Source organism: Streptococcus sp. 27098_8_186 (assembly GCF_041432055.1).
Lineage (GTDB): Bacteria > Bacillota > Bacilli > Lactobacillales > Streptococcaceae > Streptococcus > Streptococcus dentalis.
The window spans coordinates 26142-37626 of record NZ_JAPVYV010000009.1 but is presented as its reverse complement, the minus strand read 5'-3'; the positions used below and the strand labels follow the sequence as shown (position 1 = coordinate 37626).

11 protein-coding genes and 2 pseudogenes are annotated in these 11485 nt (G+C 42.1%); all 13 read right to left on the bottom strand.

Features of this window, described 5'->3' with window-relative positions; all coding sequences use genetic code 11:
• Positions 1 to 157: 157 nt before the first annotated feature.
• A complete protein-coding gene (locus tag O3602_RS08325) occupies positions 158 to 1000 on the bottom strand; it encodes an aldo/keto reductase (RefSeq protein ID WP_003012614.1) in 843 nt (280 codons plus the stop codon).
• On the bottom strand, positions 997 to 1215 hold the full coding sequence (locus O3602_RS08320) for a hypothetical protein (protein ID WP_003018530.1): 219 nt from the start codon (positions 1213 to 1215) through the stop codon (positions 997 to 999). The genes O3602_RS08325 and O3602_RS08320 overlap by 4 nt, the downstream gene beginning before the upstream one ends.
• 173 nt (positions 1216 to 1388) lie before the next feature.
• Positions 1389 to 2546: an N-acetylglucosamine-6-phosphate deacetylase gene (gene nagA, locus O3602_RS08315; protein ID WP_003012560.1), complete on the bottom strand. Its 1158-nt coding sequence runs from the start codon at positions 2544 to 2546 to the stop codon at positions 1389 to 1391.
• Positions 2547 to 2699: 153 nt separating this feature from the next.
• The gene (locus tag O3602_RS08310) at positions 2700 to 4331 is read right to left on the bottom strand and encodes a Na/Pi cotransporter family protein (protein WP_003012589.1); all 1632 of its coding nucleotides are present in this window, start codon (positions 4329 to 4331) and stop codon (positions 2700 to 2702) included.
• A 179-nt stretch (positions 4332 to 4510) separates the two neighbouring features.
• On the bottom strand, positions 4511 to 4861 hold the full coding sequence (rbfA, locus tag O3602_RS08305; RefSeq protein WP_003003976.1) for a 30S ribosome-binding factor RbfA: 351 nt from the start codon (positions 4859 to 4861) through the stop codon (positions 4511 to 4513).
• A 74-nt stretch (positions 4862 to 4935) separates the two neighbouring features.
• Positions 4936 to 7137, bottom strand: a pseudogene (gene infB, locus O3602_RS08300) (translation initiation factor IF-2); the annotation flags it as partial.
• A 389-nt stretch (positions 7138 to 7526) separates the two neighbouring features.
• Positions 7527 to 7650, bottom strand: a pseudogene (locus O3602_RS08295) (translation initiation factor IF-2 N-terminal domain-containing protein); the annotation flags it as partial.
• 16 nt (positions 7651 to 7666) lie between these two features.
• Complete coding sequence (locus tag O3602_RS08290; protein WP_003010399.1) at positions 7667 to 7966, bottom strand: YlxQ-related RNA-binding protein; 300 nt, start codon at positions 7964 to 7966, stop codon at positions 7667 to 7669.
• Complete coding sequence (gene rnpM, locus O3602_RS08285) at positions 7959 to 8255, bottom strand: RNase P modulator RnpM (protein ID WP_003010401.1); 297 nt, start codon at positions 8253 to 8255, stop codon at positions 7959 to 7961. Before rnpM ends, O3602_RS08290 begins: the two co-directional genes overlap by 8 nt.
• Positions 8256 to 8269: 14 nt before the next feature.
• A complete protein-coding gene (nusA, locus tag O3602_RS08280; RefSeq protein WP_003012617.1) occupies positions 8270 to 9412 on the bottom strand; it encodes a transcription termination factor NusA in 1143 nt (380 codons plus the stop codon).
• A 44-nt stretch (positions 9413 to 9456) separates the two neighbouring features.
• Positions 9457 to 9936, bottom strand: a complete 480-nt coding sequence (gene rimP, locus O3602_RS08275; RefSeq protein ID WP_003003953.1) for a ribosome maturation factor RimP — start codon at positions 9934 to 9936, stop codon at positions 9457 to 9459.
• A gap of 97 nt (positions 9937 to 10033) precedes the next feature.
• Positions 10034 to 10669, bottom strand: coding sequence for a tRNA (guanosine(46)-N7)-methyltransferase TrmB (gene trmB / locus O3602_RS08270; protein WP_003012558.1), 636 nt, complete (start codon positions 10667 to 10669; stop codon positions 10034 to 10036).
• Positions 10666 to 11460 carry a cell cycle regulator CcrZ gene (gene ccrZ, locus O3602_RS08265; RefSeq protein WP_003003852.1) on the bottom strand — a complete coding sequence of 265 codons (795 nt, stop codon included), beginning with the start codon at positions 11458 to 11460 and terminating at the stop codon, positions 10666 to 10668. The genes trmB and ccrZ overlap by 4 nt, the downstream gene beginning before the upstream one ends.
• Positions 11461 to 11485 lie beyond the last annotated feature (25 nt).

Below are 11485 nucleotides of genomic sequence, written 5' to 3'. Positions count from 1 at the left end.
ATGGACGACTTACAGCTTTTGGTTTTTTACTGGGTAAAGATTTCTGAAATATAAAGACCAAAGTTCAAGAAGTTGATATCTTTTGTTTTATCAAAGGATTTTAAAAAACCGAGAACAAAACTGTCCTCGATTTTCATTAATAAATAGAAATTCTCTTTTAAAAATCTTTGGTGTCCGGATCTGGTGCACCTGCTTCAACCGGAAGATGGCGAAGGAGTTCCATATCATCTGCCGTCAATTCAAAATCAAAGCAATTTAGATTACTTGCAATCCGCTCAGGTGTAACCGATTTTGGCAGTGGAAGGAAACCTTCTTGTAAACTCCAAGCCAGGGCTAGTTGAGCGACGGTCTTTCCATATTTAGTAGCCATTTCTTTTACTTGTTCATTTTGGAACAATTCTCCTTGGCCAAAAGGTCCCCAAGCCTCTAGTAAAATGCCATGCTTGCGACTCGCTGCGATGGCTTCGCTTTGGTACACCCCAGGTGCTAGACGAATTTGGTTCACAGCCGGAATGACCCGAGCTGTTTCAAGGAGGGCTTCCAAATGATGAGGCAGAAAATTGCTAATACCAATAGCCCTAACTTTACCAGCAGCTAGCATATCTTCCATTGCTCGCCAAACCTCAGCATTCCGTTCTTTCCAAGCATCATTTTCTCGAAGGGGCTTTGGATTTGGCCAATGAATCAAATAAAGATCGACATAGTCCAATCCCAGTTTCTCAAGAGACTCGTCCAAAGCAACTTGAGCATCTTCATAGGTGTGATGAGTATTCCAAAGTTTGGTGGTAATAAACAGGTCCTCGCGCGCAAGACCACTATCCTTGATGGCCCGACCAACACTCTCTTCATTTTGATAAATCGCAGCTGTATCGATATGGCGATAACCTGCTTTTAAAGCAGCTAAAACAGCTTGATAGGCTTCTTCTCCATCCGCTGCTTTCCAAGTTCCAAATCCCAATACAGGAATCTCCACCCCATTATTTAAACGATAATGATTCATTTTTTCTTTCCTTTCTTCGATTTCGGTTTCTTAGGCCCTCGAAGCTTGAGCTCTGGCTTAAAAATATTCTTCTTGGTTGGCTCCATCTTCTTGCTATAAAAACTATAGAGTAAAAATGCCCCACCAACAATCACAATAAAGATATTTTTTCTAACAATCCCATATAGCAAGAAAAAAATTCCCATCAATAAAAAACGTATATCAATCGCCTTCATAAGCTACCTCACATTTCAATTCCCATTATAGCATGAAAAGGCAGCATTCACAAAATTGTACTACCATTGGTAAACAAAAAGACCCTCCAGACTGTTTAACTCCCATGAATACCTCACAAAAACCTCTCTAGGTATGACCTAGAGAGGAATTGTTCGTTCTTTAATTTTTGAATCTAGTTGGCAGCTTGGTAACGTTTGACCCCATCAAGATAGGTCGCAACCAGATCCAAATTTTGGTCAAGTACGATGAAGTCCGCATCATATCCTTCACGGATTTGACCACAAACATCATCAATATGGACTGATTTTGCCGGATTGAGGCTGGCCATCATCACTGCCTCATAAGGGTTGGCAATCCCCCACTCTACAACATTTTTTAATCCATCTTTCAATTTCAAGATTGAGCCAGCTAGATTACCAGTTGATTTCAAGCGAGCAGTCCCTTCAGCAACCACAACTGGGAATTCCCCAAGCATGTAGTCCCCATCTTCTAAGCCCCCGGCTGTCATACAGTCAGTTATCAAGGCAACATTTTCTTTCCCTTTTTGTTTCATCAGGATATCACACGCTAGAGGATCAACGTGATGGCCATCACAGATCAACTCTGCTGTAGTATGAGGCAACTCATACATGGCACCAACCATACCGAGTTCACGGTGCGTCAAACCACGCATACCATTGTAGGCATGCACCCAGACACTCGCACCTGCATCTACCGCTTTTTTAGCTTCTTCAAAAGTTGCATTGGAGTGTCCAAGGGCGACTGTCACTCCTTCTCCTGTAATGGTCCGAACAAATTCTTCTACCCCTTCACGCTCGGGAGCAAGGGCAATCTTATTCAACAGACCATTGGCAGCTTTTTGCCAAGCCCGAAATTCTTCCATACTTGGATCCTTCATATAAGCTGGGTTTTGAGCTCCCTTGTATTTTTCTGTAAAATAAGGGCCTTCAAAATAAATCCCGCGAATCTTGGCTCCTGTTGCTTCTTTGTATCGTTCACCGATATTTTCAGTTACTGCCAAAAGTTGTTCGTAAGAGGAAGTCAAGGTCGTAGGCAAAAAGCTCGTAACCCCTGTACTCAAGAGACCTTCACTCATGGTATGGAGAGTGCCTTCAATATTATTATCCATCACATCTACCCCACCAAAACCGTGAATATGGGTATCTACGAGACCTGGCGCAATGCTGTAACCAGAATAATCCAGTACATTCGCACCTTCTGGTATGCTTTCCACATGTTTTCCAAACTTGCCATCAACAAGCTCCAAATAACCTCCGCGGCGAACCCCATGTGGGTAATAAAATTGATCTGCTTTAATATATGTAGACATAAAATCGTCCTTTCCATTGTAGAAACAAACGTTCCTTTTTTATTCATACATATTATAACGCTTTCAGTTTCATTTGTAAATGGTATAGACCTATTTTTGGATAGAATCCAATAAAAACAGAGCAAGCTTCCTACTTACTCTGTTTGACGTTCCTTAAATTTGCTCGATTTGTACTTTTTCAGCTAGATTCAGGGCATGGTCCGCGACACGTGTATAGTGAGAAATGATATCAATAAAGTTCACTCCGGCTTGAGGTGTACATTCACCTTGGTTCAAACGACGTATATGAGTTTTCCGTAGTCTTTTCTCCAAGTTTTCAATTGTCTCATGTCGCGCTACCAGTTGGTTTGCAAGCGTTACATCATTATTCTCAACAGCCTTTAAGGCATCTTCAACAAATTGATGGGTTTGGTTATAAATATCTTCCAATTCAGCCAAAGCTGCTTCTGAAAAAACAACTTTCTTACGAATTAAATAATCGGTCAGATTGATCAAGGATTCCGCGTGATCTCCAATCCGCTCCAAATCCCGTGAGGAATCCAAGATATTGGTGAGAATTTCACTCTCTCTCGGACTCAAGGCTTCACTCGACAAACGAATCAAGTAGCGAGTCAAATCGTCATCAATGGTATTAATGGCTTCTTCTGTCTTATGTCCCTTTTCAGCTGTTTTTTCATTTTGATGAAGGATATAATCATAAGAAAGGCTAAAGGCTTTATCTGCATACCCACCTAAATGAAGCAACTCTTTTTTCGCATTTCCAAGAGCAATCGAAGGCGCTTGAGTGATCAAGTTTTCATCCAAGTAGAGCGGCTCATATTTGACAACCTCATCCTCACCAGGAATCAGTTTGGTTACAAAGTATGCCAAAGCTCCAATGAATGGGAATTGAATGATGGTATTGGTCACGTTGAAAGCTCCGTGAGAAAAAGCAATGGTCATTTCTGGTGACAAATGCAAGAGCCCTTGGAAGTATTCAATCATGGCTGTAAAAGGTGTTAATAAGATCAAACAAAGGATTGTACCGATCAAGTTAAAGAGCACGTGGGTTGCTGCAACACGCTTAGCAGAAACATTTGCCCCCATCGCTGCAATAATAACTGTCAAGGTTGTTCCGATGTTGTCCCCAAAAAGAATGGGTAAAGAACCGCGAAGATCTAAGAAACCACCTGAATACAAACCTTGTAGAATCCCAATGGTAGCTGAAGAAGCTTGAATCAAAACGGTGATGATGGCTCCTGCTAAAACACCCAGAATTGGATTTTTTCCAAGGGTGATCATGTACTGACTAAATTCTGGCAATTCTTTTAAAGGGCTCATTCCCGCACTAATCAGGTTTAAAGCGTAGAAAATTCCTCCAACTCCAAAGAGAATCCGACCAATATTGTTGGCCATTCGATTCTTGGTAAAGAAAAGTAAGACCGTTCCAAGAAACATAATTGGAAGGGCATAAGTCCCCAGTTTAAACCCAATAATGAACGAGGTGACCGTAGTCCCGATATTAGCCCCCATGATGATCCCAATGGCTTGACGCAGGGTTAAGAGACCTGCACTGACCAGACCAACGGTAATCACCGTTACCCCCGTACTAGACTGAATAAGGGCTGTCACAACAATCCCTACTAAGACTCCAAGAAAGGGATTGCTGGTATATTTATCAATATAGTAGCGAAGACGGTCCCCTGCTGCTTGTTGCAGCCCTTCTCCCATGGTTTTAATACTATAGAGAAAGAGACCCAACCCTCCCAAAAAGTTAAACAAAATTTCCTGCCAGTTAATGGACATGATCATTCCTCCAAATATGAGATCAAAAATAAAACTCCTCTCCTATTGTAAAGGATAATTTCCAATCACACAAGAGATTTCTGTAAATTTCTATTATTTTTTGAAACCGTTTTTTTCTTTCTGTTTTATTTTCCTCATTTTAAAAAGCAAAAAAAGAGGGTGGAAAATTTCCAACCTCTCTAGTCTTTGTTCAAATTGCGCAACATCTCATCGATCTTGTTACCGTATTCGATGGATTCGTCTTTCACAAAAGTAAGATCTGGAATCTTGTATAATTTCAGATTCCGACCTAATTCACGCTTGATGGTTCCTGTTGCTTTTTCAAGGCCTGTCTGAGCCTTTTGATTGTCTGAAGCCAAATCACTCATAATTGAATAATACACTTTGGCCATAGACAAATCACCTAGCATTTGAACATCCGTAATGGTGACGCCTTGAACACGCGGGTCACGGACTTTCTTTTGTAAAATCTCGTTGACTTCACGCTTGATTTCCATCCCTACTCGGTCTGTCCGAAAATGACTTGCCATAGGAACTCCTTTCTGCTTTATGTTTTAAAAACTAGAAAATCAGAGGAATCCCCTCTTTTTTCCTAGTCAACCTCTTATTTTTTAATTTCTTCCATGATGTAGGCTTCGATGGTATCATCTGTCTTGATATCATTGTATCCTTCGATCATCAATCCACCTTCACGACCATTTGTAATCTCTTTAACATCATCTTTGAAGTGTTTCAAGCTTGCAAGAGAACCGTCATAGATCACGACACCGTCACGAATGACACGGACTTTGGAATCACGTGTAACCTTACCACTAAGGACCATAAATCCACCGATGGTACCCACTTTAGAGACCTTAAAGGTTTCACGAATAACTGCTTCCCCGATGACTTTCTCTTCAAACTCAGGATCCAACATTCCCTTCATGGCATCTTCCATTTCTTCAATCACTTTGTAGATAATTGAGTGAAGACGGATTTCTACCTCATCAGCTTCAGCTTGTTGACGTGCTTGTGGGGTAGGTCGGACGTTAAATCCGATGATGAAGGCATTTGAAGCTTCTGCAAGGGTCACGTCTGATTCGTTGATGGCACCAACCGCTGAGTGAACGATGGTCACTTTCACACCTTCTACTTCAATCTTTTGAAGGGAAGCAGCAAGGGCTTCAACCGAACCTTGTACATCGGCTTTAATGATGACATTAACAGATTTCACTTCCCCAGCCTTCAAGGTATCAAAGAGGTTTTCAAGGCTGACGCGGTTGGTTGCTTGACGTTGTTTCATCAGAGCACGTTTGGCACGTTCTTCACCCGCCGCACGCGCAGATTTTTCATCTTCATATACTGCGAAGTGGTCACCCGCCATTGGCGCTTCGTTCAAACCAGTGATAGAAACCGGAGTAGATGGTCCTGCTACCTTCACACGACGTCCCAGGTCATTGGTCATGGCACGGACACGTCCAAAGGTATTTCCGACAACGATTGGGTCTTGGACATTCAAGGTACCTTGTTGAACAAGGAGGGTTGCCACCGCACCTTTTCCTTTATCCAAACGCGCTTCGATAACGGTACCGATGGCACGAACAGTTGGATCTGCCTTGAGTTCTTGGATTTCGGCCACAAGAAGGACAGTTTCCAACAACTCATCGATGTTTTGGTTGAACTTGGCTGAGATTTCTACAAACTCAGAGTCTCCACCCCAAGCAGTTGACATCACACCGTGTTCAGCCAATTCGCCGATCACACGCTCTGGATTAGCGCCTGGTTTATCAATCTTGTTGATGGCCACAATGATTGGAACATTGGCAGCTTTTGAGTGGTTGATGGCTTCGATTGTTTGAGGCATCACCCCGTCATCTGCTGCTACGACCAAGATGGTAATATCGGTAACAGATGCACCACGCGCCCGCATAGAAGTAAAGGCCGCGTGTCCAGGTGTATCCAAGAAGGTAATCTTCTTGCCATTTTCAACGATTTGGTAGGCACCGATATGCTGAGTGATCCCACCAGCTTCACCTGTCGCCACACGGGAGTTACGAAGGGTATCCAAAAGGGTTGTCTTACCATGGTCAACGTGTCCCATGATGGTGACAACTGGTGGGCGTTCTACCAACTCATCCGGATTCAAGTAACCATCTTCAACGAAGAAGCGTTCGATATCGGCATTGTCCACTTCAACCTTTTTCTTGGCTTCAATTCCATAATCTACCATCAAGAGTTCAATCGTATCTCCATCCAGCGATTGGTTTTGAGTCGCCATGACTCCCATCATAAAGAGTTTCTTGACGATTTCAGCAGGTTCACGCTTGATCCGTTTTGCGATTTCTGCAACCGTCATTCCATCCGTATACTCAAATTCACTTGGTAATTCATGGAATTTACGCTCTGTTACTGGTTTTGGAGCATCATTACGGTTGTTCTTTCCTTTTTTATTCTTCTTACTGTTATTCCAGTTACTATTTTTCTGATTTCTCACTTGATTTTGACTATTTCGATTCCTTTGTTGTTTTCTTGGACCATCTTCTTCACGATCAAAATCATCGCGTTTCTTATCTGGTCGCGCTTGTTTCTTCCGACGTGTATCGACTTGAGCTGGAGCAGCAGCAACAGCTGTTTTTGTATGGTTCTCAACAGCTGGCTCCTGTACAAGTGCTTTCACTTCTGGTGCTTCTACCCGTTTCCGGCGCTGTTGACGTTCTTGTTCTGCTTTTGCAGCTTGTTGTTTGTAGCGATCTTCACTTCCACGTGCGTACTCAGCATGTTGTTCAGCTTTCAGTGCTGCTGCACGCGCTTTGAAATCAACTTTTGGTGCCACTTGGGGTTGTTCACCACGTCTTTGATCTGGTCGGTTATTGCGACGATCAGATCCTTGATTTCGTTGTTCATTTCGCTCTTGTGGTCGTTGATTTCGATTGTCACCATTTCGCTGATTGTCCTTGCGATCGCGTTTTGGACGGTTATCTTGTTGTTTTCTGCGTTCAGCTTGCTCTTTTGCACGTGCTTCTCGTTCCGCTTTAAAGTTACGACTCTTTGGTTTAACAGCTGGTGTTACTGATTTTGTCTCAGTTGCCTCTTCTTTTTTGACGGGTGCTGCTTCTTTTTTCTCTGCGACAGCCGTTGTCTTGGCAGCCACTTCTGCTACTTTCTTTTCGACTGTTTCCTTTTTCGCTGAAAAGCTCTTGACCAACTTTTCAGCAACATCAGTATCGACACTAGATGCATGACTCTTGACGTCAAAACCTAATTCTTTCGCACGAGTGACGACTTCCTTACTTTCCTTGCCCAATTCTTTGGCAATTTCGTATAATCTTTTCTTAGACAATTGCTGTCCTCCTCTTCTATTCCATAAGAGACCTCATTTTCTTTGAAAATCCAGCATCTACAACGGCGACGACCTTACGGGCACGTCCGATTGCAGTGCTTAATTCTAGTGTTGAAAACACGGTAGATACTTGAACCTCATAATAGTGACCCTTATCTGTCACCTTTTTTGTCAGGTTACTAGCTGCATCATTTGCCAGAAAAACTAATTTTGCTTTTTCTTCCTGGATTGCTTTGATCACGAGTTCTTCTCCAGAAATGAGTTTTCCTGCTCTTTGCGCCAAGCCCAACAAATTACTTATCTTTTGCTTATTCAAGGCCTAACTCTCTTCTCTTCACCTTATGATCTACATAAGCGATCAATTCATCATAGAAAGCTTCTTCCACTTCCATATTAAAGCTACGATTAAAAACTTTCTTTTTCTTAGCAAGTGCCGCTTCTTCATTGTCTAGCTTGATGTAAGCACCTCGACCATTGGCTTTGCCAGTTGGATCGATAAAGACTTGTCCTTCTTTATTTTTGACAATGCGGAGCAAATCGCGCTTATCAATAATTTCATTTGAAACGACAGATTTTCTTAAAGGGATTTTTCTTGTTTTTACCATTTTCCCTTCCTCTCTTAATCGACTTGCTCTTGACTACTTTCTACTTGGTCTTCAAAAGTTTCTTGAGCTACTTCCATTTCTTCGAACTCACTATCAGATTTGATGTCGATGCGGTAACCGGTCAAATGAGCAGCCAAACGAACGTTTTGACCACGACGACCGATGGCAAGAGATAATTTATTATCTGGTACCACAACGAGAGCATGTTTGCTATCTTCGTCATCAAAAATAACTTGGTCCACTTCTGCAGGAGCGATCGCATTGTAGATGAATTCAGCTGGATCTGGAACCCACTCGATGACATCGATATTTTCTTCTGTCGGAACCATGCGGTCTAATTTTTGATCGTATCGAGCTGGGTGGAACTTGCTAGTAATCTTTTTAATATTCGATCCACCACGACCAACGATAGTCCCAATCGCATCTACATTTGGATTATGGCTACGGACTGCAACTTTTGTACGATCTCCAGCTTCACGCGCTACACTCATAATCTCAACAGTTCCATCATAAACTTCAGGAATTTCTTGTTCCATCAAACGTTTGATCATTTCAGGGTGGCTTCGGCTAACAAAGACATTGACACCGCGTGGATTATCTTCTACCTTGTAGACAAAAACTTCGATCCGGTCATGAGATTGGAATACCTCACCCGGGATTTGGTCTTGCTTAGACAATTGTGCTTCGATCGAACCAAGATTAACATAGATAAAACGATTATCAAAGCGCTCCACCGTTCCACTCATGATTTCATTTTCATGCTCTTTATAAGTGTTATAAGTGATGGTGCGCGTTTGCTTCCGCATTTTTTCCATGATCGTTTGTTTGGCAGCTTGAGCTGCTACGCGACCAAATTCAGCTGGTGCTTCTTCAAACTTGATCTTGTCTCCCAACTCATAAGCAGAGCTAATGGCCAAGGCATCCTTCAAGCTGATTTCTAAACGGCTATCAAAGACTTCATCTACTACTTCACGAACCGTATAAACACGGAAATCTCCAGTTTTTTCATTGAATTCAATCGCTGCACTTTCTGATTGTCCATAACGACGACGATAAGCTGAACGCAATGATTCTGTGACTGCTTCGATGATATCTTCTTTTTTGATCCCTTTGTCTTCTTCCAAAATGCGGAAGGCTTCTAGCATTTCTTTAGTCATGTTATTTTTGCCTCTTCTATAAAGGCTTCCTTTCTTTCATTCTGTTACAATTTTACGGCCAACCTTGCTTTGGACACAAGGTTATAAGGTATATCCACTGTTTTCTTCCGTGTTTTATCCATGTACTCAATGGTTAAAACATCCTCTTCAAAACCTACCAGGTTTCCCTCAAAGACTTTTTGCTTTTCAACAGCCTTGTATAAGCTGATATTGACATACTTGCCAACAGCTCCCTCGAGTGCTTCCTTGGTTTTCAAAGGTCTCTCCAAGCCAGGACTGGTGACTTCTAAAAAGTATTGTTCTGGAAATGGGTCAGGTTTGATTTGGTCCAATAGCGGGCTAATGATTTCTGTCAAATCCGCTGTATCATTCAGTGTGATTCCTTCTGGTTTGTCTACGAAAATGCTTAAGACGTAGTCACCACCCATTTTGCCATATTCAACATCAACCAATTCAAATGGTTCCTTTATAGCTGGCTGAATCACTTCTGTTACTAAGTCAACAATTGTTGCGATGGTTGCCACCTCCTCATAGATAAGAGGCGAAGATATTTCCCCGCCTCTCCTTTTCTATTCATTTTATGTATTATAGCACGATTCCCCAATGATTGCAAGGAATATGCTAAAACTGTGCTTCAACACGGTAAATGACCTGTCCTTTACTTGAGAACTTTTTCTCATATTCCGTCATGATATTCCCCTCAAAATCACTAGCATGAAGGTCTAGCCAGACTCCCTTCAAAGTCATACCATACTGTGAAAAGCTCACCAAACTGTATTCAAACAGACCTCGATTATCTGTTTTAAAGTGAATCTCCCCATGTTCTGGAAGAATTTGCTTAAAGGTATCCAAGAAGGTCTTGTAAGTCAAGCGACGTTTCTCATGACGTTTCTTTGGCCATGGATCTGAAAAATTCAGATAGAGTTGATCAATTTCACCATCTTCAAAATAGTTGGTCAAGCTATCCCCATCTACCCAAAGCAATTTAATGTTAGGAACATCAGCTTCTAAGACCTTATCTAAGGCATAGCTCAAGACCGATTTTTGAATATCAATTCCGATGTAGTTGATCTCTGGATTGGCCTTGGCCATCCCAGTAATAAAAGCCCCTTTTCCGCTACCCACTTCGATATGAATAGGATGATCATTCCCGAAAATCTCATGCCACTTCCCCTTAGCATCTTCTGGATTTAGGACCACATATTGCTGATTCGCTTCTAGTAGTTCTGTCGCTCCCTTGCGATTTCTAACTCTCATATTTCCTTTCCATATTTCAACCGGAAATTGCGCAGAGCATAGATCTCGCGATTGACATTTTCTAAATCATTATTTTCATAGTATTTAGCAATTTGGCACAAGAAAGAGTATTGACCAAACCAATAGAGTTTATCAAATACTTTTTGATTGTACTTGTAGCCATAATAACCTAACCAATCGCGCCAATTAGAATCTGGGATATAGTGACTCAAGATATGTGCCACATCCAACATCCGATCTGTCAAACGAACAGAGTCCCAATCGACTAGATAAATCAAGCCGCTCTCTGTCTCAATCCAGTTACTATGACGAACATCTCCATGGACGATCGTCGCATAATCCTCCCGAAAGGCAGGCACTGTCTTACGTAAATTCTTTACGACTGATTGGATATAGTGGTTCTGACGTAGGGCAATTGGCAACCGATTACTCCAAGAATTGAGCAATTCTAATGGAGATTCCACAGGATAGCCAAGTTTTTTCAATTGGGTCATCAAAGGTCTAGAACGGTGCAATCTCGTTAAAATATTGACGACTTGTTTTTTCGACATCCCATTAGGCGTGAGAATTTCCCCATTCAACCATTCTTGGGCACTCATCACATTTCCATCTGGCAAGCGTCGACTCCATAACAATTGAGGAGCAATCTGTTCTTTTGCTAGACCCGCAAGGATTGGGGTCGTATTCATTTTTACAAAAACGCGCCCACCATCTGGGTAGGTCCCCATGTAGGCCTTCCCACTCTTCCCAGGAATTGGGGTGAGGCTTAGCTCTTTTTCATTCGAGTCCATCTTTTCCTCCGTAAAAAGTTTCCAA

Bases quoted from the DNA above. Each gene is read 5' to 3' on its own strand.
- O3602_RS08325 (WP_003012614.1), bottom strand. From the start codon at position 1,000: ATGAATCATTATCGTTTAAATAATGGGGTGGAGATTCCTGTATTGGGA.
- O3602_RS08320 (WP_003018530.1), bottom strand. From the start codon at position 1,215: ATGAAGGCGATTGATATACGTTTTTTATTGATGGGAATTTTTTTCTTG.
- nagA (WP_003012560.1), bottom strand. From the start codon at position 2,546: ATGTCTACATATATTAAAGCAGATCAATTTTATTACCCACATGGGGTT.
- O3602_RS08310 (WP_003012589.1), bottom strand. From the start codon at position 4,331: ATGTCCATTAACTGGCAGGAAATTTTGTTTAACTTTTTGGGAGGGTTG.
- rbfA (WP_003003976.1), bottom strand. From the start codon at position 4,861: ATGGCAAGTCATTTTCGGACAGACCGAGTAGGGATGGAAATCAAGCGT.
- rnpM (WP_003010401.1), bottom strand. From the start codon at position 8,255: ATGGTAAAAACAAGAAAAATCCCTTTAAGAAAATCTGTCGTTTCAAAT.
- nusA (WP_003012617.1), bottom strand. From the start codon at position 9,412: ATGACTAAAGAAATGCTAGAAGCCTTCCGCATTTTGGAAGAAGACAAA.
- trmB (WP_003012558.1), bottom strand. From the start codon at position 10,669: ATGAGAGTTAGAAATCGCAAGGGAGCGACAGAACTACTAGAAGCGAAT.
- ccrZ (WP_003003852.1), bottom strand. From the start codon at position 11,460: ATGGACTCGAATGAAAAAGAGCTAAGCCTCACCCCAATTCCTGGGAAG.